Annotated in this window: 26 protein-coding genes; 18 read left to right on the forward strand and 8 right to left on the reverse strand. The window is 64.4% G+C overall.

What is annotated here, in order from left to right:
• Positions 1–21: 21 nt before the first annotated feature.
• The 3 genes from AC1D1Y_RS10590 to AC1D1Y_RS10600 are packed head-to-tail and all read left to right on the forward strand — an operon-like array spanning position 22 to position 1391.
• The gene (locus AC1D1Y_RS10590; RefSeq protein ID WP_413330032.1) at positions 22–207 is read left to right on the forward strand and encodes a DUF1328 family protein; all 186 of its coding nucleotides are present in this window, start codon (positions 22–24) and stop codon (positions 205–207) included.
• Positions 208–522 (forward strand): hypothetical protein, encoded by a 315-nt coding sequence (locus AC1D1Y_RS10595; protein ID WP_477682305.1) that lies wholly within the window; start codon positions 208–210, stop codon positions 520–522. It abuts the gene before it with no gap.
• Between the two features lie 20 nt (positions 523–542).
• Positions 543–1391, forward strand: a complete 849-nt coding sequence (locus AC1D1Y_RS10600) for a transglutaminase-like domain-containing protein (RefSeq protein ID WP_477682306.1) — start codon at positions 543–545, stop codon at positions 1389–1391.
• Between the two features lie 3 nt (positions 1392–1394).
• Here AC1D1Y_RS10600 and AC1D1Y_RS10605 read toward each other — a convergent pair whose 3' ends face one another.
• The gene (locus tag AC1D1Y_RS10605; RefSeq protein ID WP_477682307.1) at positions 1395–2282 is read right to left on the reverse strand and encodes a bile acid:sodium symporter family protein; all 888 of its coding nucleotides are present in this window, start codon (positions 2280–2282) and stop codon (positions 1395–1397) included.
• Entirely contained in the window at positions 2279–3049 is a 771-nt protein-coding gene (locus tag AC1D1Y_RS10610; protein WP_477682308.1) for a class II aldolase/adducin family protein, read from the reverse strand. Before AC1D1Y_RS10610 ends, AC1D1Y_RS10605 begins: the two co-directional genes overlap by 4 nt.
• 95 nt (positions 3050–3144) lie before the next feature.
• Between AC1D1Y_RS10610 and AC1D1Y_RS10615 the strand changes: the two genes are divergently transcribed.
• A complete protein-coding gene (locus tag AC1D1Y_RS10615) occupies positions 3145–3858 on the forward strand; it encodes a Crp/Fnr family transcriptional regulator (RefSeq protein ID WP_477682309.1) in 714 nt (237 codons plus the stop codon).
• Here the strand turns inward: AC1D1Y_RS10615 and AC1D1Y_RS10620 are convergent.
• The 3 genes from AC1D1Y_RS10620 to AC1D1Y_RS10630 all read right to left on the reverse strand — a co-directional run bounded on the left by AC1D1Y_RS10620 (position 3855) and on the right by AC1D1Y_RS10630 (position 5636).
• The gene (locus AC1D1Y_RS10620; RefSeq protein ID WP_477675635.1) at positions 3855–4118 is read right to left on the reverse strand and encodes a YkgJ family cysteine cluster protein; all 264 of its coding nucleotides are present in this window, start codon (positions 4116–4118) and stop codon (positions 3855–3857) included. The genes AC1D1Y_RS10615 and AC1D1Y_RS10620 overlap by 4 nt on opposite strands.
• A 36-nt stretch (positions 4119–4154) precedes the next feature.
• Positions 4155–5156, reverse strand: a complete 1002-nt coding sequence (locus tag AC1D1Y_RS10625; RefSeq protein ID WP_477682310.1) for a Bug family tripartite tricarboxylate transporter substrate binding protein — start codon at positions 5154–5156, stop codon at positions 4155–4157.
• Positions 5157–5249: 93 nt separating this feature from the next.
• Positions 5250–5636 (reverse strand): winged helix-turn-helix transcriptional regulator, encoded by a 387-nt coding sequence (locus AC1D1Y_RS10630; protein WP_477682311.1) that lies wholly within the window; start codon positions 5634–5636, stop codon positions 5250–5252.
• A 102-nt stretch (positions 5637–5738) separates the two neighbouring features.
• Here AC1D1Y_RS10630 and AC1D1Y_RS10635 point away from each other — a divergent pair, with 102 nt between their 5' ends.
• Positions 5739–6062, forward strand: a complete 324-nt coding sequence (locus AC1D1Y_RS10635) for a DMT family transporter (protein ID WP_436155579.1) — start codon at positions 5739–5741, stop codon at positions 6060–6062.
• A gap of 22 nt (positions 6063–6084) precedes the next feature.
• Positions 6085–6714, forward strand: a complete 630-nt coding sequence (locus AC1D1Y_RS10640; RefSeq protein WP_477682312.1) for an FMN-dependent NADH-azoreductase — start codon at positions 6085–6087, stop codon at positions 6712–6714.
• Between the two features lie 4 nt (positions 6715–6718).
• Here the strand turns inward: AC1D1Y_RS10640 and AC1D1Y_RS10645 are convergent, their stop codons facing one another.
• A complete protein-coding gene (locus AC1D1Y_RS10645; RefSeq protein WP_477682313.1) occupies positions 6719–7309 on the reverse strand; it encodes an NADPH-dependent FMN reductase in 591 nt (196 codons plus the stop codon).
• A 100-nt stretch (positions 7310–7409) separates the two neighbouring features.
• Here AC1D1Y_RS10645 and AC1D1Y_RS10650 point away from each other — a divergent pair, with 100 nt between their 5' ends.
• The 11 genes from AC1D1Y_RS10650 to AC1D1Y_RS10700 all read left to right on the forward strand — a co-directional run bounded on the left by AC1D1Y_RS10650 (position 7410) and on the right by AC1D1Y_RS10700 (position 17295).
• Entirely contained in the window at positions 7410–7655 is a 246-nt protein-coding gene (locus AC1D1Y_RS10650) for a type II toxin-antitoxin system Phd/YefM family antitoxin (protein ID WP_477682314.1), read from the forward strand.
• The gene (locus AC1D1Y_RS10655) at positions 7649–8146 is read left to right on the forward strand and encodes a type II toxin-antitoxin system VapC family toxin (RefSeq protein WP_477682315.1); all 498 of its coding nucleotides are present in this window, start codon (positions 7649–7651) and stop codon (positions 8144–8146) included. Before AC1D1Y_RS10650 ends, AC1D1Y_RS10655 begins: the two co-directional genes overlap by 7 nt.
• A gap of 46 nt (positions 8147–8192) precedes the next feature.
• Positions 8193–10178, forward strand: coding sequence for a tRNA uridine-5-carboxymethylaminomethyl(34) synthesis enzyme MnmG (gene mnmG, locus AC1D1Y_RS10660; RefSeq protein WP_477682316.1), 1986 nt, complete (start codon positions 8193–8195; stop codon positions 10176–10178).
• Complete coding sequence (gene rsmG / locus AC1D1Y_RS10665) at positions 10178–10837, forward strand: 16S rRNA (guanine(527)-N(7))-methyltransferase RsmG (RefSeq protein ID WP_477682317.1); 660 nt, start codon at positions 10178–10180, stop codon at positions 10835–10837. The genes mnmG and rsmG overlap by 1 nt, the downstream gene beginning before the upstream one ends.
• A 171-nt stretch (positions 10838–11008) precedes the next feature.
• A complete protein-coding gene (locus AC1D1Y_RS10670) occupies positions 11009–11635 on the forward strand; it encodes a LysE family translocator (protein WP_477682318.1) in 627 nt (208 codons plus the stop codon).
• Between the two features lie 49 nt (positions 11636–11684).
• On the forward strand, positions 11685–12455 hold the full coding sequence (locus AC1D1Y_RS10675; protein WP_477682319.1) for a ParA family protein: 771 nt from the start codon (positions 11685–11687) through the stop codon (positions 12453–12455).
• A gap of 84 nt (positions 12456–12539) precedes the next feature.
• Entirely contained in the window at positions 12540–13124 is a 585-nt protein-coding gene (locus AC1D1Y_RS10680; protein WP_477682320.1) for an RBBP9/YdeN family alpha/beta hydrolase, read from the forward strand.
• Positions 13121–14422, forward strand: coding sequence for a serine hydrolase domain-containing protein (locus AC1D1Y_RS10685; RefSeq protein WP_477682321.1), 1302 nt, complete (start codon positions 13121–13123; stop codon positions 14420–14422). Before AC1D1Y_RS10680 ends, AC1D1Y_RS10685 begins: the two co-directional genes overlap by 4 nt.
• 51 nt (positions 14423–14473) lie before the next feature.
• Positions 14474–15412 carry a ParB/RepB/Spo0J family partition protein gene (locus tag AC1D1Y_RS10690; protein ID WP_477675622.1) on the forward strand — a complete coding sequence of 313 codons (939 nt, stop codon included), beginning with the start codon at positions 14474–14476 and terminating at the stop codon, positions 15410–15412.
• Between the two features lie 108 nt (positions 15413–15520).
• Positions 15521–15793: a hypothetical protein gene (locus AC1D1Y_RS10695; RefSeq protein WP_477682322.1), complete on the forward strand. Its 273-nt coding sequence runs from the start codon at positions 15521–15523 to the stop codon at positions 15791–15793.
• A gap of 194 nt (positions 15794–15987) precedes the next feature.
• Entirely contained in the window at positions 15988–17295 is a 1308-nt protein-coding gene (locus AC1D1Y_RS10700) for a serine hydrolase domain-containing protein (RefSeq protein ID WP_477682323.1), read from the forward strand.
• A gap of 15 nt (positions 17296–17310) precedes the next feature.
• Here the strand turns inward: AC1D1Y_RS10700 and AC1D1Y_RS10705 are convergent, their stop codons facing one another.
• On the reverse strand, positions 17311–18732 hold the full coding sequence (locus tag AC1D1Y_RS10705; RefSeq protein WP_477682324.1) for an FAD-binding oxidoreductase: 1422 nt from the start codon (positions 18730–18732) through the stop codon (positions 17311–17313).
• Between the two features lie 152 nt (positions 18733–18884).
• Positions 18885–19205 (reverse strand): EF-hand domain-containing protein, encoded by a 321-nt coding sequence (locus AC1D1Y_RS10710; protein ID WP_477682325.1) that lies wholly within the window; start codon positions 19203–19205, stop codon positions 18885–18887.
• Positions 19206–19490: 285 nt separating this feature from the next.
• Between AC1D1Y_RS10710 and AC1D1Y_RS10715 the strand changes: the two genes are divergently transcribed.
• Positions 19491–20054 carry a cob(I)yrinic acid a,c-diamide adenosyltransferase gene (locus AC1D1Y_RS10715; protein WP_477675619.1) on the forward strand — a complete coding sequence of 188 codons (564 nt, stop codon included), beginning with the start codon at positions 19491–19493 and terminating at the stop codon, positions 20052–20054.
• Positions 20055–20146 lie beyond the last annotated feature (92 nt).

The following is a 20146-nucleotide window of genomic DNA, read 5'->3' on the forward strand; positions in this document are numbered from 1 at the left end:
CACCTTCCACAGGAGGCCGAAATGCTCAAGTACGCGATTATTTTTGCGCTGATTTCACTGATTGCCGGTGCCCTGGGCTTCGGCGGCGTGGCGGCGGGCGCCGCCGGCATTGCCAAGATCCTGTTCGGGCTGTTCCTGATCCTGGCCGTCATCTTCCTGCTCCTGGCGGCGCTGGGCGTGGGTGCGGCGAACAAGGTGCTGAAGTAGATGACGTTGCAAAAGGCGGATCGTGCCCCCGCGCCGCCATCGATGGTGTCGCGGTTCCGGCAACGGCTGTTCCAGCCGTGGTCGGGGCTGCGCGCACCGGCGGTGGCGCAGCCGCCTGAAGCGGTCGCCAAACGCAAGATCACGTTTCAGGCCAGCATCGCCGAATTCCTGCTGGTGAACCGCCTGCGCGCACGCCGCCGCGCCGCGCCTTCCGCCGACGTGCTGGAGCGCGCCGCGCGCATTGTTTTTGTGACCTGCCAGAACTGGTTCACCAAGCCGGGACGCGGCAGCCCCGACCACCGCACCCGCCTTTGACGGCTCCCACACCCCACCCCATGCACACCGCCCGGATTGAATCCCTGCTGGAATACGAAGTCGGTAGCCCAGCGCACTTCCTGTTCAACATCGAGACGGCTTTTCATGAAGGCCATCATGTGGTGGAGGAGCGCCTGACCATCACGCCCAGCATGAAAGTGCGCAACTTCTGCGACGAACGCAGCGGCAACCGCTTCATACGCCTCGATGCACCCAGGGGCCGGCTATCCATCAATTACTGCGCGAGGGTGGAGCTGCACCCGGCGCCCGTCCCGCTGCACCTGGACGAAACGCCGGTGACCGGCGTGCCGGACGATGTGCTGCGCTACCTGATGCCCAGCCGCTATTGCGAGTCCGACGTCATGAGCCGCGCGGCGCAGCAGCTGTTCGGCCAGCTGCCGCCCGGCATAGGCCGGGTGCGCGCGATCGAGGGCTGGATCCACGAATCGATCGGCTACCTGCCGGGCTTCAGCAATTCCACGACCACGGCGCAAGAGGTGTTCGTGCAGCGCGCGGGCGTGTGCCGAGACTTCGCGCACCTGGGCATCACGATGTGCCGCGCCCTCAACATCCCGGCGCGGCTGGTGGTGGGCTATGTGCATTTCGAGGAGCCTCCGCAGGATTTCCACGCGGTCTTCGAGGCCTGGCTGGAAGGGCGCTGGGTGATCTTCGACCCGACGCGCATGGCGCCCATAGACCGCCTCGTGCGCGTCGGCACCGGGCGCGACGCCAAGGACGTGGCCTTTGCCACCATCTTCGGCGACGTGCAGATGATCCGCAAGGAACTGACGGTGGACGAAGGCGACGAGCCGCCGCACCCGCCCGGCGCCACGCAGCCGCACCCTGTGCTGACTGTGGTGAGCGCCTGACTTTTACGGCTGGGCCTGGGCCGCGGCGACCGGCGCACCCTGCCGCTTGAGCACCAGCAAGCCGAACAGCGTGGCCGTGACGTACATGCTGAAGGAGTAAATTGCCGCGGGCAGGGCCAGCTGGAAGTTGTTCAGCACGGCCAGCGCGATGAAGATCGCCAGCGTCGCGTTGTGGATGCCGATTTCATAGCTGATGGCGGTGGAAATCGGCTTGTCCAGCCCGGTCGCCCGAGCCACGTAATAACCGGCCAGCAGGCTCACGAGGTTGAAGGCCAGCACGGCCGGGCCTATGGCCGCGAAGCCGCCGCTGAGCGCCTGCCATTCCTTGACGACAGCGCCCACGGCCACCACCACCAGCACGATGATGCTGAAGATTTTGGTCGGGTTCTCGCTGCGCGCGGCCCAGCCCGGCTTGACGGTGCGCAGCCACATGCCGACGGCCACCGGCACCAGCACGATGACGATGACCTCCACCACCTTGCCGAACTGCAGCGGCACCACCTGTCCGGTCTTGGCGAAGGTGTTGATGGCCCAGTTGGCGATCACCGGCATGGTGACGATGGACAGCAGGGTGTTGATGGCGGTCAGCGAGATGTTCATCGCGACGTTGCCGCCGAACAGGTGGCTGAACAGGTTGGCCGAAATGCCGCCCGGCGAGGCCGCCAGCAGCATCAGGCCCACGGCAAACAGCGGCGGCACATTCAGCAGCACGATGATGGCGTAACAGGCCACAGGCAGCACGATGACCTGCAGCACCAGCGCCACGATCACGGCCTTGGGGTATTTGAGCAGGCGCGTGAAGTCTTCGACCTTGAGCGTCAGGCCCAGGCCCAGCATGACCAGCGCGAGCGCCGCGACCAGCAGCTGCGCGACGACGGGTGAGCCGCTCATGACTTGTAGCTTTCGTCGAGTTTGTCGAGCTTGCGGATCAGCGAGGGCCAGACGAACGCCCCGCCCATGCCGCCTGTCTGCACACGCATGGCCTCGGCCACGCCCTTGACGATCAGCGGGTTGACCTCGGTCAGCGGGCCGCCGGCCTGGGCGTCGAGCTGGATGCGGCAGGTGTTCTCGAAGGTGTACATGCTCAGAAAAGCGTCGGCAATCGTCTTGCCCACGACCAGCAGGCCGTGGTTGCGCAGCATCAAAAAGTTGGCATTGCCCAGGTCGGCCTGCAGGCGCGGCTTTTCGTCGTCGCGGAAAGCCACGCCTTCGTAGGCGTGATAGGCCAGCGAGGCCAGCACAAAGGTGGACTGCTGGCTGATGGGCATCACGCCGCACTGCTGGGCGCTGACAGCCACGCCGGCGCGCGTGTGGGTGTGCAGCACGCAGCCGGCATCGGCGCGTGCCTCGTGCACCGCGCTGTGGATCACGAAGCCGGCCGGGTTGACGGGAAACGGGGAGTCAATCACCTTGTTGCACTGGCCGTCGACCTTGACCAGGCTGGACGCGGTGATCTCGTCGAACATCAGGCCGTAGGGGTTGATCAGGAAATGGTGGTTGCCGGCGCCCGAAACCGATTCGGGCAGCTTGGCGCTGATGTGGGTGAAGACCAGGTCGCTCCAGCCGTAGAGCGCGGCCAGGCGGTAGCAGGCGGCGAGGTCGCAACGCAGTTGCCACTCTTCGGCGCTGACGACTTCTTTGAGGGAAGGGATGTGCATGGGGTTTGTCTCCGGGAGTAATGGTTTTAATGAGCTCAGGTGCACGATACGTCTGTGCTTGACGTGGAACTGTCAAAAATTTGACAATTGGCCGCATGCCTATCGTTCCCGCGACACTTCCCCCGCTCTCGCCCATGGCGCGCATGTCGGCCAATCCCTGGTTTGGCGCGCTGCCGCTGGCGGACCGGGAGGCGCTGCTGGGCTCGGCCGAGGTGCTGCGCCTGCGGCCCGGCGAGATGTTGTTCCGCCAGGGCGATGCGCCGGGCGGCTTTTACGGTCTGCTGGGCGGAATGCTGAAGATCTCTTCGCTGCGCGAAGACGGGCGCGAGGCCATCCTGGTGGTGCTGGAGGCCGGCAACTGGATAGGCGAAATCTCCTTGATGGACGGCGAACCGCGCACCCACGATGCCACGGCGATGTCGGCGGCCGAGGTGCTCGTGGTGCCGCAGGCGGCCTTTGTCGCGCTCATGGAGGGCGCGCCTTTTGCGCGGGCGATTGCGGGGCTGCTGGCGGCACGCGTGCGCTCGCTTTACGGCATGGTGGAAGACGCGGCGCTGCGTTCGACTCGCGCGCGCGTGGCGCGCCGCCTGCTGCTGCTGGCGCGCGGCGACGCCACGCTGGCGCTGAAGGCGCGGCCGGTGGTGCCGGTGTCGCAGGAAGCGCTGGCCATGATGCTGGGCGTCAGCCGGCAGACGCTGTCGGTGGAGCTCAAGGCCATGGTGGCGCAGGGCGCGATCGCGCTGCGCTACCGGCGTATTGAAATCGTGTCGGCGGCGCGGCTGGAGGCGCTGGGCAATGTGTCGCGCTAACCCGCGGCGGGCCGGGTGTCGTGTTCAAGCCGGCCCAGCCAGGCCATGGCCGCACCCGCGTCGGCGCCGCACATCTCGGCCGAGGGCATGAGCTGGCCGCAGACGGCGGGCCGCTCGGGCCGGCCGAAGATCAGGCACTGGTTGGCATCACCCAGTTGCACACAGCGCACGCCGGCCGGCTTGCCTTGCGGCATGCCGGGGATGGCGGAGCTGATGGACGGCGCGATGCAGCAGGCGCCACAGCCGGGGCGGCAGTTCATGGGGGATCGCTCGTGTGAGATCTAGGGAAGCCGGGTTTAGTCAGGTTTGATTTTCGCGCGTTCGGCGACCAGCTTCCAGCGCGCCTGTTCGGTCTTGATGAAGGCGCCATACTGCGCCGGCGTGTCGCCCACGGGCAGGGCCGTGTCGCCGCGCAGGCGCTCGGTGGCCTGCGGGTTGCGCATGGCCTTGTTGCAGGCTTCGGCGATGCGGTCTATGTTGGCCTGCGGCATGTTGGATGGGGCGTTGAGGCCGTACCACTGGGTCATTTCAAAACCCGGGTAGCCGCTTTCGGCGACCGTGGGCACGTCTGGCAGCTGGGGCAGGCGTTCCTTGGTGCCGGTGGCGATACAGCGCAGCTTGCCCGACTTGATGTGCGCCAGGATGGCGGGCGCGCCCACGCTGGCGGCTTCGAGCCGGCCGGCCAGCAAATCGGTGAGCTGCGGGCCGGTGCCGCGATAGGGCACGTGCAGCACAAAAATGCCGGTGGCCATCTTCAGGTATTCAAAGGCCAGGTGGCCGGCGCTGCCGTTGCCGGCCGAGCCGTAGTTGAGCTGGCCGGGCTTGGCTTTGGCGAGTGCGATGAATTCTTTCAGGTTGTTGGCCGGCACGCTCGCATTGATCACATAAAGGCTGGGCACCTTGGCCAGCAGCGAGATGGGCTTGAAGTCCTTGTTGGTGTCGAAGGGCAGCTTGTCGAAGATGAAGGGGTTGACCGCCATGGTGCCGATGTGGCCCAGGATGATGGTGTGGCCGTCGGTGGAGGCCGCGCATTCCTGCATTGCGATGTTGCCGCTGGCGCCTGGCTTGTTTTCGACAAACACGGTCTGGCCCAGGCTCTTGGTCAGTTCATTGGCGGCCGAGCGCGCGACGATTTCCGAGCTGCCGCCGGGCGCGAAGGGCACCAGCAGGCGTATCGGTTTGCTGGGCCAGCCGGCCTGCGCTTGCAGCAGCCCCGGAAAGGCAGAGACAGCGGCCAGTGCGCCGCCGGCCTTGAGGCCGAATTGCAATGCGCCACGGCGCGTGTTCGTGTGTTTCATCTGGTGTCTCCGGATCGTTGTCGTGGACCCAATATAGGACCGTAGGCGTGGTGTACCGCTACGTGATTCCGCTAATGAGGCTTACCCCATGCGCTACATGAAGGATGCGTCGAAGCGTTCGCGCGCGGCCTTCAGGCTCTGGTGGTTGCGCTCGGCCCAGTTGTCGAGCGGAATCAGGGTTTCGCTGAGGGACTGGCCCAGCGCGCTGAGCTGGTATTCCACATGGGGCGGCACGGTCTGGCGGTCAAAGCGCAGGACCAGGCCGTTGCGCACCAGTTCCTTGAGCGTCTGCGTCAGCATCTTTTGCGAGATGCCTCCGATCTTGCGCATCAGTTCGTTGTTGCGCACCGGGCCCTCGGCCAGCGCCGGGATCACCAGCAGCGCCCATTTGCTGGCGACCAGCTCCAGCGCCTGGCGCGAGGGGCAGGCCTGGCTAAACACAGTTGAGGAATCGGCGGGGAGGTCGTAGGGAATTGTCATGGTTACCAGAAGGTGCGTACTTGTCTATGGGTAATCGTAAACCTAAGCTGGCGGCTCCTTGATTTTTTCCCTCTTAACCCTGTTACCGAAAGAACGACCTCCATGGCCTGGTTTTATCTACTCGCCGCAAGCATTGTCGAAATCGCGATGGCCTTGCTCCTTAAATCCTCACAGGGCTGGACCCGGCTCCTGCCCAGCGTGCTGGGCGTCGCGGCGGCGGGCGCCAGCATTTTCTTTCTGACGCATGCCGTCAAGACCTTGCCGGTGGGCACGGCCTACGCGATCTGGACCGGCATAGGCTCGGTCGGCGTGACCGTGATCGGCATCCTCTGGATGGGCGAGAGCGCCTCGGCGCTGCGCTTGCTGTGCGTGGCGCTGGTGGTGGCCGGCATGGTGGGCCTGCGCCTGCTGGACGGCACGGCGTGATAGCCCCCGCACGGAGAAAGCCATGACCCATCTGCTCTTTATAGAAGCCTCGCCGATGAAGGCCGCGTCAACCTCGAGTACCGTGGCCGCTGCCTGGCTGGAGGCGTATCGCGAGGCGCATCCTGAGGACACAGTGGACACGATCAATGTCTGGGATATTGATCTGCCGCCTTTTGACGCCGACATGATTGCCGCCAAGTTTGCCGTGCTGCGCGCGCAGAATGCGACCGCCCCGCAGCAGGCGCTGTGGGCGCGCGCGGCGGCGCTGTCGCAGCGCTTCAATGCGGCCGACCGTTACCTCTTCAGCCTGCCGATGTGGAATTTCGGCATCCCTTACCGGCTCAAGCATTTCATCGACGTGGTGACCTTGCCGGGGCAGAACTGGTCCTGGTCGCGGCAGGCCGGCTACCAGGCCCTGCTGCCGGGCAAGCGCGCGACGCTGGTGTATTCGAGCGCCGGTGCGTACCCCCTGCAGTCCGAGGAGGACGAGTCGGATTTCCAGAAGCCGTATATGCGGCGCTGGCTGCGTTTTCTGGATATCGCGGTCGACGCGGAAATCAGTGCCGCGCCGACATTGGTGGCGCCGGAGGAGCTGGCGGCGACCAAGGCTGGTGCGATGGAACGCGCGCGTGCCCTGGCCTCTATTCTTTAACTAATCAGGCCGCCAACCGGGCGCTGGCGAACAACACCTGGTCGATCACGGCCTGCACGTTCTTCACGTGCGCTTCGTTGCCCATTTTTCCGTCGACATCAAACGCATCGGCGGCGCGGCCCAGGGCAAAAGCCTTGGGCGCCACCCAGCACTGCGCGTTGAGCAATAGCGGCACCAGGTGGCTTTGCGAACGCAGGCCGCCCAGCGCGCCGGGCGAGGCGCTGAGCACGCCCACGACCTTGCCGGTAAAAGACTTGAAGCCTTCGTGCCAGGCGGGGTCGCTCTTGACCGGGCTGGAGACCCAGTCGATGGTGTTTTTCAGCAGTGCGGTGTAGCTGCCGTTGTATTCGGGTGAGCAGATGATCCAGGCTGGGTGCTCGAACATGAGCTGCTTGAGTTTCATGACGTCGGGCGGTGTGCCCTTGGCTTCAAGGTCGGCGTTGTACATGGGGATGTCGAAGTCCGCCAGTTCAATATGGGTGACTTCGGCGCCGCTGGCGCGCGCCAGGGCAGCCGCGACATGGGCCAGTTTGCGGTTGTAGGAGTTCTGGCGGATGCTGCCAGCGAAGATCAGGAGTTTTTGGGGGGCGGTCATCGTCCGATTTCACCACAGGCCGCAGGGTGAAAAACTGCGTGCGGAGTGCCTTGCAAGCACGAACCAGCTAAAATGTACAAAACATTGAAATTTGTACAAAATGCATACCATTGCCCTCAGTGAATTTCGCGCCCACGCGTCTGCCATGCTTGACCTGGTGGAGCAAGGGGAAACCGTCCGCATACTCCGGCACGGCAAGCCGGTGGCTGAACTGGTGCCGCTGAAGCCCGAAGAAGACGCCGCCAAAGTACCGAGCTGGAAAACCCCGTTCGAACCCGTGGTCTTGCCGCCCGGCGTGTCGCTGTCGCAGGCGGTGCTCGACGAGCGGAATGAATCGCCATGGTGAAGAAGGCGCAAGCCGCTTATGTGGTGCAGGCCGCCGGCACGGCCACCCGGGTGGCGGCACGCGACGGCGAAGCGCGGCTGATGTTTGATGCCTCGGCCCTGACCAAACGCTATGCCAGCGAAGCCGGACGCGACCGGGTGCTGATGCTGTTCGAGGCGGCCAGCGAACTGCTGGTGGCGGCGCACTGCAAGACCGAGGTGGCCTCCGCCCTGCTCAGGCGCCGACGCGACGGCAGCTTGCCGGCACCGGAATTTGACCGCGCCTGGGCGGCGGCGCAACGGGACGTGGCCGACATGACCCTGGTGCCGCTGGACGCGCATGTTGAGCGCTTCGCTTTTGCCGCGATGGAGCAGGGCCCTCTGCGCGGCATGGACGCCCTGCATGTGGGCAGCGCGCTGGCCAGCCGGGTGGACCTGTTCGTCACGGCGGACCGGCGCCAGGCACAGGTGGCGCGCGGCATGGGCCTGGCCACCGAATTGATCGAGAGCTGAGAAGTTAATAGAGTGAGTAGCTGGTCGCAAGACCCAAAGGTTGGATATGTTTTACCCCCAAGAATTTGACGTGATCGTGGTTGGTGGCGGCCATGCCGGCACCGAGGCCGCCCTGGCTTCGGCCCGCATGGGCTGCAAGACTTTGCTGCTGTCGCACAACATCGAGACGCTGGGCCAGATGAGCTGCAACCCGTCCATCGGCGGCATCGGCAAGGGCCACCTGGTCAAGGAAGTGGACGCCCTGGGCGGCGCGATGGCGCTGGCCACCGACGAAGGCGGCATCCAGTTCCGGATCCTGAACAGCTCCAAGGGCCCGGCCGTGCGTGCGACCCGGGCGCAGGCCGACCGGATTCTTTATAAGGCAGCCATTCGCCGCAAGCTCGAGAACCAGCCGAATCTCTGGCTGTTCCAGCAGGCGGTCGACGACCTGATGGTGGAGGGCGACCGGGTGGTCGGCGCCGTCACGCAGGTCGGCATCAAGTTCCGGTCGCGCACCGTGGTGCTCACGGCCGGGACTTTCCTGGACGGCAAGATCCACGTCGGGCTCAACAACTACTCGGCCGGCCGGGCGGGCGACCCGCCGGCGGTTTCGCTGTCGAGCCGGCTCAAGGAGCTCAAGCTGCCGCAAGGCCGGCTCAAGACCGGCACGCCGCCGCGCATCGACGGCCGCACGATCGACTTCAGCAAGTGCACCGAACAACCCGGCGACGGCATGCCCGGCGGCATAGCGGGCCCGGTGCCGGTCTTCAGTTTTATGGGCGGCGGCATTGCCCACCCGCGGCAAATGCCCTGCTGGATCACCCACACCAATGAGCGTACCCACGACATCATTCGCTCGGGTTTTGACCGCAGCCCCATGTTCACCGGCAAGATCGACGGCGTCGGGCCGCGCTATTGCCCCAGTGTGGAAGACAAGATCAACCGCTTCGCCGACAAGGACAGCCACCAGATTTTCCTGGAGCCCGAAGGCCTGACGACCCACGAGATCTACCCCAACGGCATCTCGACCAGCCTGCCTTTTGACATCCAGTACGAGCTGGTGCGCTCCATGGCGGGCATGGAAAACGCCCATATCCTGCGGCCCGGCTACGCCATCGAGTACGACTACTTCGACCCCCGGGCGCTGAAATCCAGCTTTGAAACCCGGGCGATTGGCGGCTTGTTCTTCGCCGGCCAGATCAACGGCACGACCGGGTATGAGGAGGCGGCGGCCCAGGGCTTGTTCGCCGGCGTCAATGCCGCGCTGCAATGCCAGGGCAAAGATGCCTGGCTGCCGGCACGCAACGAAGCCTACTTGGGCGTGCTGGTCGATGACCTGATCACCAAGGGCGTGACCGAGCCTTACCGCATGTTCACCAGCCGGGCCGAGTTCCGCCTGATGCTGCGCGAGGACAACGCCGACATGCGCCTGACCGAAAAAGGCCGGGAACTGGGCCTGGTCGACGACGCCCGCTGGGACGCCTTCAACCGCAAGCGCGACACTGTTTCACGTGAAACAGCCCGGTTGCGGGCGATCTGGGTCAACCCCAACAACCTGCCGGTGGCTGAAGCCGAGCGGGTTTTGGGCAAATCGATTGAGCGTGAGTACAACCTGCTGGACCTGCTGCGCCGCCCGGACGTGAACTATGCCGGGCTGATGTCGCTGGAGGAGGGCAAATACGCCAACCCTGAACTGGCAGCCGAAGCGGCGGCCAGCGACGACATCGCCAAAAGCGTGATCGAGCAGATCGAAATCACGGCCAAGTACGCGGGCTACATCGACCTGCAAAAGACCGAGGTCGAGCGCGCCGCCCACTACGAAAACCTCAAACTGCCGGCCGACCTCGATTACCTGCAGGTCACGGCCCTGAGTTTTGAGGCACGCCAGACCCTGGCCAAGCACAGGCCCGAAACCCTGGGAATGGCTTCGCGCATCTCGGGCATCACGCCGGCCACGGTCTCCCTGCTGTTGGTGCACCTAAAAAAGAACCTGTGGAAGAACACGGTTCCGCTCCAGGCGGCTGACGTTTCTTCCGAAAAAGCCCAAGCCTGATGCGGGCCGGTGAACAGGATTTGCGCGCCGGCCTGAAGGCGCTGCAGCTGGACCTGGGCGATGCCCAGGTCGGCCAGTTGCTGGATTACCAGGACCTGATCGGCAAATGGACCAAGGTCTACAACCTGACAGCCGTGCGCGACCCGGCGGAAATGATGACCCACCACCTGCTGGACAGCCTGGCTGCGGTGCTGCCGCTGCGCCGCCATATGCAAAAAGCCGGGCTGGGGCAGGGCGCCCGCTTGCTGGACGTGGGTTCGGGCGCCGGCCTTCCGGGCGTGGTCATCGCGATCTGCTGCCCGGAAGTGGCGGTCACCTGCGTGGACACGGTCGCCAAAAAAGCCGCCTTTATCAAGCAGGCGGCGCTGGCGCTCAAGCTGCCCAACCTCTCGGGACTGCATGCCCGGGTCGAAACCATCGCCACGCCGTTTGAGCTGATCTGCTCCCGGGCCTTCGCTTCACTGGCTGATTTCACCAACTGGTCCGTCGGCGCCTTGGCGCCGCAGGGTGCCTGGATGGCGATGAAGGGCAAACACCCAGCCGAGGAAATCGCCGCCTTGCCAGCCGGGGTTGAAGTGTTTCACGTGGAACAGTTGCAGGTGCCGGGGCTGAATGCCGAGCGCTGCATTGTCTGGATGCGGGTAAAAACCGGCGCCTGAACCGGGTGAGTCGGGAGCTTGATCCCGCCCGGCCCGTTGTTCGGGCACAAAAAGAAACCTTCGCGGACGCGGAATCGGGCTCGATCGGCCTCCTTTGGCATTCCGGCGGCACACCCCTGTCGTAAACTCGAGCACTCGCGCTTCCTCCTCTCTACTTTCTGGAGAACCTCCATGTTGGGCTCATTCGTCGGCATTGCCGACTACGGCGCTTTTGTCGTTGCGATCATTGTGTTTCTGCTGATCCCCGGCCCGGGCAACCTGGCGCTGATCACCTCGACCAGCAAGGGCGGGATCGCGGGTGGCCTGGGTGCGACTTTCGGCGTGATCGCCGGCGACCAGGTTTTGCTATGGGCGGCGGTGGCTGGTGTGTCGGCCATCATGGCGGCTTACCCCACGGCTTTCCATATCGTCCAGTGGGCCGGTGCCATTTACCTGGCATGGCTGGGCATCAAGATGCTGATGGCCAAACCCGGCGATGCGCCGCTGCTGAACATCAAGCCCCGCCATTACTTTCAGCAGGCCATGATGATCACCTTGCGAAACCCCAAGGCGATTGTTTTTTACATGGCCTTCTTCCCGCTGTTTGTCGATCCGGCCCAGCACCAGGGCCTGAAGACTTTTGCCGTGATGGCGGCCACGATTGCCGGGCTGACTTTCCTGTACGGCCTGTGCTCGGTCATGATCACCTACCACCTGGCCGAACGCATACGCGCCAACCCGAAAATCACGGTGGTGTTGAACAAGCTGGCCGGCGTTTTCCTGATCGGCTTCGGCCTCAAGCTCGCGGTCTCCAAGTAAGCCGCCATCGCATTTCGCGTCCTCTTTCGAACAAAAACTAAAAGCACACATGGCCAAAATATTCTGCGTAGCCAATCAAAAGGGTGGGGTAGGGAAGACGACAACGACGGTGAACCTGGCCGCGGGCCTGGCCAAAGTCGGCCAGCGGGTCCTGATGATCGACCTGGACCCGCAGGGCAATGCGACCATGGGATCCGGCGTGGACAAGCGCAAGCTGGAGATGACGGTCTACGACGTGCTGCTTGAGTCCGCTTCGGTGGCCGAGGCGCGTGTGCACAGCGAGAAATGCGGCTACGACGTGCTGGGCGCGAACCGCGAACTGGCCGGCGCCGAGGTTGAGCTGGTCGACGTCGAGCGCCGCGAAAAACGCCTCAAGCTCGCGCTGGCCGAAGTCGACAGCCAATATGACTTCGTGCTGATCGACTGCCCGCCGTCACTCAGCATGCTGACCCTTAACGGCCTGTGCTGCGCCCACGGCGTGATCGTGCCCATGCAATGCGAGTACTTCGCGCTCGAAGGCCTGACCGACCTGGTCAACACCATCAAGCAGGTGCACGCCAACCTCAACAAGGATCTGCAGATCATCGGCCTGCTGCGCGTGATGTTCGACCCGCGCATCACCCTGCAACAGCAGGTCAGCGACCAGCTCAAGGAACACTTCGCCGACAAGGTCTTCAACACCGTGATCCCGCGCAACGTACGACTGGCCGAAGCGCCCAGCTACGGCCTGCCCGGCGTGGTGTTCGACCCSGCCTCCARGGGCGCGCAGGCCTTYGTCACCTTCGCSSAAGAGATGGTSGACCGCATCAAGGTGATGTAAGGCTGATTGGCTGAAATCCCTTGTAAACAGGTGATTTTCAGCTATCAATTCAATAGCAAATCAGTGGCGTCGATCTTCCCGAGCATGAATCCCCGCAATGTCCTCATACTCCCCGGCTGGAAAAACAGCGGCCCCGGCCATTGGCAAACCCTGTGGGAAGAGGCCGACGGCTACACCCGCGTGGAGCAGCACAGCTGGATGCATCCGCTGCGCGGCGACTGGACGGCGCGCCTCGAAGACGTGCTGCTGTCCTGCGACGAGCCCGCGGTGCTGGTGGCGCACAGCCTGGGCTGCATGCTGGTCGCGGCCTGGGCCAGCCATTCGCGGAATGTTCACCGCGTGAAGGGCGCGCTGCTGGTCGCGCCGCCCGACGTGGAACGTGACGACGTGCGCGAGATGCTGCCCAGCTGGGCACCGGTGCCGCTGCAAAAACTGCCGTTTGACAGCGTGGTGTTCGCCAGCAGCGACGACCCTTTCTGCGGGGCAGGGCGGGCACGGCAATTCGCGGCGTCCTGGGGCTCGGGCTTTGTGGACGCCGGCCCGCGCGGCCACCTCAACGCCGACAGCGGCCTGGCCGACTGGCCAGAAGCCTACCTGCGGCTGCTCCAGCTCAAGGAGCTGACTTCCCCTGCCATTGAGCCCTCACCCAACATCACGCCCCGGCCATGACCTCATTTTTTTTCCAACGCCCGCGCTGCCTGCAAATCGCCCTGATGGTGCTGGCGGCATGGGCGAGTGCCTCCCTGCATGCCGAGCCCGATGAAGAGCTGCTCGGCAAGGCGCAGGGCTACCCCCTGGGCAACACCAGCACCTGGTACAGCAATCCTCATCGTGTCGGCTCCTGGTCGGCCATGGACAAGGTGCCCGGTGTGCGGGTCCGCGTGGTTGCTCGCCCGGCCGAAGCCAGCCCGCTGCCGCGCGCGGCCAGCCTGGCGTCCATCAGCTACCGCTACAAGAACACCAACTACACACTGGCCGACTACCTGGACCGCCAGCGCACCACCGGCCTGCTGGTCCTGAAAAACGGCGAGATCATCGCCGAGCACTACCGCTACGGCCGCAAGGACGACGCGCGCTTTTTGTCTTTCTCGATGGCCAAGAGCGTCACCTCGCTGCTGGTCGGCAAAGCGCTCTCGCTGGGGTTGATCGCCTCGCTCGACGACCCGGCCGAGAAATACGTCAAAGAACTTGCCGGCAGCCCCTATGGCGCCACCACCCTGCGCCAGCTGCTGCGCATGAGTTCGGGCCTCACCTTCACAGAGCGCTACGACGGCAAGGACGACATCGCGCGCCTGTCGCGCGCCTCCTTCGGGGTGCCTGGCGCGGGCATGCCGATCGATGTGCTGAAGTCCATCACCGACCGCCATTCACCACCCGGCGAAAAATTTGTCTACGCCGGCTCAGAGACCGACGTGCTGGGCCGCGTGGTGGTGGCCGCCACCGACAAGAACATGTCCGAGCTCACCACCGAGTGGATCTGGAAACCCATGGGCGCCGAGCATGACGCCTTCTGGCGCGTCTCCGTCGACGGACAGGAGCAATCCTACGGAGCCTTCAATGCCAGCCTGCGCGATTGGGCGCGCCTGGGCCAGTTGCTGGCCAATGACGGCCGAGCGATTGACAAAACCACCGGCAAACCCGGCGCGCTGCAGGTCCTGCCGCTGGACTATTTGCTGGATGCCACCGACGCAACGCGCCAGCCGCCGGCATTCAAGCCGCGCACGGCCACGCCCTACTTTGGCTACGGCTACCAGTTCTGGCTCATGCCGATGCGGTCGCGCACTTTTGCCATGCAGGGCATCCACGGCCAGACGGTCTATGTGCAGCCCTCCACCGGCATCGTGCTTGTGATGACTTCGGTGTGGGAACAGGCCAGCGGCAAGCAGGACGCACAACCTTACGAAGAGCGCGACGCCCTGTGGCGCGGCGTGCTGCAATCCCTGGGCGGTAGCCTCACGCCTCCCTGAACACTGCGCCCTACATAAACATAAACACTGACGGATTGAAGGAAAAGAAACATGGTCACGAAAAAACCCAAAGGCCTGGGCCGCGGACTTGAAGCACTGCTGGGCCCCAAGGTCAGCGAGACCGCCACCGACGCGGAGAACGCCAGCAGCACGGCGAACAGCCCCGGCCTGCCGGCCTCACTGCGGCTGGAAGACATGGTCGCCGGGCAGTACCAGCCGCGCACGCGCATGGACGAAGGCGCGCTCTACGAGCTCGCCGAATCCATCAAGGTCCAGGGCATCATGCAGCCCATCCTGGTGCGGCGCCTGACCTCCGGTAGCAACGACGGCAAGTATGAAATCATCGCCGGCGAACGGCGCTTCCGCGCGGCAAAACTCGCGGGCCTGGACAGCGTGCCGGTGCTGGTGCGCGACGTGCCCGACGAGTCGGCCGCCGCCATGTCGCTGATCGAAAACATCCAGCGCGAAGACCTGAACCCGCTCGAAGAGGCGCATGGCCTGCAGCGCCTGGTCAAGGAGTTCGGCCTCACGCATGAGCTCGCCGCGCAGGCCGTGGGCCGCTCGCGCAGCGCCGCCTCCAACCTGCTGCGTCTGCTGAACCTGGCCGACCCGGTGCAGACCATGCTGATGGCCGGCGACCTGGACATGGGCCATGCACGCGCCCTGCTGGTCCTGGACCGCGCCGCGCAGATCACCGCGGCCAACCAGATTTCCGCCAAAAAGATGTCGGTGCGCGAGGCCGAAAGCCTGGTCAAAAAACTCAGCGCCGAGTTCTCTCTCAAGCCGCAAAAAGCCACCAAGGAAAAATCCCGCGACACGCGCCGTGTCGAAGAAGAACTGGCCGACCTGCTGATGGCCGACGTGGAAGTGCGCGTCAAAAAACAGGTCAAGCGCAACGGCCGCCGCGAAGACATGGGCGAGGTGGCCATCCAGTTCGCTTCGATGGACGAACTCAACGGACTGATCGAGCGGCTGCGCGGCGGCAAGTAAGCCGTCACCGAAGGCGGGCTGCGCGGCGAAACCGTCCTACGGCAGCTTCAGCAAGCGCCGCGCGCCTGCAGGGCATCCGGGCATCCACCATGAAGGTATGTTGCAAGCATGCCTGCCATGGATGTCCTGAGTTTTTTGCAGTGGCCCGCGATGGTGGTCACGGTCACGGCCGCTTGGCTGGTGGCCTCCAGCCACAAGCGCAAACGCCACTGGGGCTTCTGGCTGTATTTGCTCAGCAACCTGCTGTGGGTGGCCTGGGGCCTGCGCGCGCAGGCCTATGCCCTGATCGCACTGCAGTTCTGCCTGGCTGCCATGAACATGCTCGGCGCGCGCAAGACCGAAACTACGGCTGAGGCAGCCGGCGAATCCCGCAAGGACTGAAGACCGGCGCTTACGGCATTGCCCGCTGTCATGTATCTCAACATGTCCGGCAGCGCGCTGTACATGCAGACATACGAATCCGGTCTCCAGCGACACACGCCGGATACGCGCCGGCGATTCAATAGGTGCTTCTTCAACACGATCTGCCACGCCACCCGGCCTGCTGCTTTTTGCAGGCCATGGAAAGAACTGCCATGCCATTTTTTCGCCTGACCCTCTCGTTCGTGTCGCTCGCCGCCATGATGTTGGCCGCCTCAAGCGCGCAAGCACAGAGCCCCGCGCTGCCGCCGCCGGAATCCACCCATCCGGCCACGCTTGAATTGATGAAGGGATTTCCCCCGCCACCTGAGAAGGTCGTGCGGCTGGGCACGATATTGAAATATCCCAATGCACGCTGGGCCTATCAGCACTTGCGCGAATTAGGCCCCACAGCGGCCGTGTGGCGCGGCGCGGATGCGGCCTCGCCGCTGTTGGCCGCGCCACGAGAACTGGATGACCTGCCCTTTGACGACGGCAAGGGAAACCGGCTGACGCTTGCGGATTGGCAGCGCGACACCTATACCGATGGCTTGCTGGTGCTTCACAAGGGAAAGGTGGTCTATGAGCGAAGCGACGTGGGCATGCGAGCCCACCAGCCGCACGCGCTTTTGTCCATGAGCAAGTCCTTGACGGGTTTGCTGGCGACCGAGTTGATACGCGAAGGCGTGATTGACGCGGGTGCGTTGGTCTCCACCTATTTGCCGGAGCTGAAAGACAGCGCCTGGGGTGATGCCACCGTGCAGCAGATCCTGGACATGACCACGGGTGTGCAGTACCAGGAGAACTTTGCCGATCCCGCCTCGGGCATCTTCCAGTACCTGATTGCCGGTGGCTTGTTCCCTGCGCCCCCGAACTATGCAGGCCCCAAAACAGTCACCGACTTTTTGAAGACCGTCAAAAAAGAAGGGCAGCACGGCGCCGCTTTCCAGTACAAGAGCGTTGACACCGAAGTGATCGGCTGGCTACTGCAGCGCGTGACCAAAACCCCTTACGCGGAACTGCTGTCGCAGCGAGTGTGGGCGCCTCTTGGGGCGCAGGAAGACGGCTATGTCTGGGTGGACGCCATCGGCACGCAGCTGAGCAGTGTCGGCGTAAGTGCGACGATGCGCGATCTGGGGCGATTGGGTGAAATGCTGCGCATGGAGGGCCGTTTCAACGGCCGCCAGGTCCTTTCCGCCGCGACGGTTGCCGAAATACGCAAGGGGGCGGACCCGGAGAAATTCAAGGCCGCAGGGATGCCCATGCGCGCAGGTTATTCGTACCACAACCAGTGGTGGATTCCCCACGACGCGGATGGCACGTTTGAAGCCAAAGGGCTGAATGGGCAACACATCCACATCAACCCGGCGGCGCAACTGGTGGTGGTCAAGTTGTCTTCCCACCCCGTGCCGAACACCGCCTTCACCCATACCCTTGACCGCCAGGCTTTTGCGGCGCTGGCCGCGTCATTGAACCGCCGGTGAACCCTTATCGACGGCTCACAGCGAGAAAATCTTGCCCGGGTTCATGATGTTTTTCGGGTCCAGCGCGCGTTTGATGGTGCGCATCATGTCGACCGCGCCGTCGCCGGTTTCAGTTACCAGGAAGTCCATCTTGTGCAGGCCCACGCCGTGCTCGCCCGTGCAGGTGCCTTCCAGCGCCAGCGCGCGGCTCACCAGCTTGTGGTTCAGCGCCTCGGCGACTTCGCGTTCCTTGGGAATCGTCGGGTCTATCAGGTAGCCGAAATGGAAGTTGCCGTCGCCGACGTGGCCGACCAGGAAGTAGGGGATGCCGCTGGCGTCGACTTCAGCCACCGACTCGAGCAGGCAGTCGGCCAGGCGCGAGATCGGCACGCAGGTGTCGGTGGAAATCGCGCGGCAGCCGGGCCGCGACTGGATGGCCGCAAAGTAAGCGTTGTGCCGCGCCGTCCAGAGGCGGGTGCGTTCCTCCGGCGTGCTGGCCCATTCAAAGGCATTGCCGCCGTGGCCGCTGGCAAGTTCCTGCACCAGCTCGGCCTGCTCTTTCACGCTGCTGGGGGAGCCGTGAAACTCCATCAGCAGCATGGGCTCTTCGCGCAGCGTGAGTTTGGAGTGCGCGTTCACCATGCGCACGGTGTTGTGGTCGATCAGCTCGACGCGCGCGATCGGCACGCCCATCTGTATCACCTCTATCGTGGTGCGCACAGCGGCTTCGATGCTCGGGAAAGAGCACACTGCGGCCGAGATCGCCTCGGGCAGCGGGTAGAGCTTGACGGTGACTTCGGTGATCACGCCCAGCGTGCCTTCGCTGCCTACCATGAGGCGCGTCAGGTCGTAGCCGGCCGATGATTTTTTGGCGCGCGTGCCGGTGCGTATGACGCTGCCATCGGCCGTGACGACTTCCAGCGCCAGCACGTTCTCGCGCATGGTGCCGTAGCGCACGGCATTCGTGCCGCTGGCGCGGGTGGCGCTCATGCCGCCCAGGGTCGCGTCGGCACCGGGGTCGATCGGGAAGAACAGGCCGGTGCTTTTGACTTCTTCATTAAGCTGCTTGCGCGTCACGCCCGGCTGCACGGTGACGGTCAGGTCTTCGGCGTTGATGGACAAGACCTTGTTCATGCGGCTCACGTCGATGCTGATGCCGCCCTGCACGGCCAGCAGGTGGCCTTCGAGCGAGGTGCCCACGCCGAAGGGGATCACGGGCACGTTGTACTGGCCGGCCAGCTTCACCGCATCGGCCACGTCCTGCGTGCTTTCGGCAAACACCACGGCCGAGGGCGGCGGCGCGGCGAAAGAAGACTCGTCGCGGCCGTGCTGCTCGCGCACCACGAGGGCCGTCGAGCAGCGCTCTGCAAAGCGGGCCTTCAGGGCGTCGATCAATGCCTGGGGCGTTTCACGTTGCTGGATTTCAGGGAGCAGGTGCTGGGGAAGGGGGGCGTTCATTGTTGTCTCCGGGTCGGTGGCACAGTTTACGACGTGTACGTAGTTTCTGCCACTGAAGGCGCCGGAGCCCGCAGCCAAGGCCGCGGGGGGAGCTGCGTGCTGGTGTTGTGGAAGGCGAAAAAAGCGGGGCGATGGTCACCCCGCAAGAATCATCAGGAACCCAGGGCGGCCTTGGTGAGCTCGGCCAGCGAGATAAAGGAATCGTGGTTGGCGTCGATCTGGTCGAAACGCAGCGCCACGGCCGGCAGGTGCTCGGCCTCCTGGCGGTCCAGCTTGCCGTCCTTGTTGGCATCGGCGCGGCCGAAAGCCGCCTCGACGTCCTGGGGCGTGGTGCGGTTTTGCGGGACTGTGCCCGGGGTGGCGGAGGGCGCCGTCTGGGAGGGCGGGCTGTTGGGGCTGGCCGGCGAAGTCGGGGCGGTCTGGGCCCGCGCGGCGCCTGCGGCACCCGCGGCCAATGCGGCCACCAGCAACACGCTGCGCAACTCAAAGCCGGGAATAGAATGTTTTGAATGTTTTGCAGCGGATGTTGATGTTGCTGTCGTGTGCATGATCATGCGGTGAATCCTTCAAAGAGTGAACAATCGGCCATTGCAACGCAGGCGGCGCAAGCAGGCCAGCAGTTTTTCAGGGTGTTGCCTCACTCACATGATGGGCTACGACGACACATTTTCTTGCCTGGCGTAACGCTGCCTTAGTCTCGTTTTAGTCCCTTTGCTCCATTGACTTTCTTCACAGCGCCTTCAACGCGCCTTCGCACCATGGCCAACAGACTTTCACAGATCGCAACCCGCACCGGCGACAACGGCACCACCGGCCTGGGCGACAACACACGCGTGTCCAAGGACAGCCTGCGCGTTCACGCCATGGGCGACGTTGATGAATTGAACTCGCACATCGGTGTGCTGCTCTGCGAAGAACTGCCGGCCGGCGTGCGCGAGCTGCTGGTGGAGGTGCAACACCAGCTCTTCAACCTGGGCGGCGAGCTCTCCATCCCCGGTTTTGAGCTGCTCAAACCCGAGGCCGTGGCGCTGCTCGACGAGGCGCTGGCCGAACACAACGCCACGCTGCCGCGCCTGGCCGAGTTCATCCTGCCGGCCGGATCGCGCGCCGCGTCGCTGGCCCATGTATGCCGCACCGTGGCGCGCCGCGCCGAACGCGCCGTGGTGGCGCTGGGCGCCGCCGAGCCCCTGAAGGAAGCACCGCGCCAGTACCTCAATCGCCTGAGCGATTTGTTGTTTGTGCTGTCGCGCGTGCTCAATCGCATGAATGGCGGCGACGATGTGTATTGGAAGAGCGAGCGCATGGCACGCGCTACTGAATAGACACTCAAAAACCCCTCCTGGCGTTGTTGCGCCGCCTTGCCGTACTGGTGTACTGTCTGCGGCGACGCGCCTAGCCAGGACCGCTTCGCTGG

Source organism: Polaromonas sp. P1_G1, from assembly GCF_056405595.1.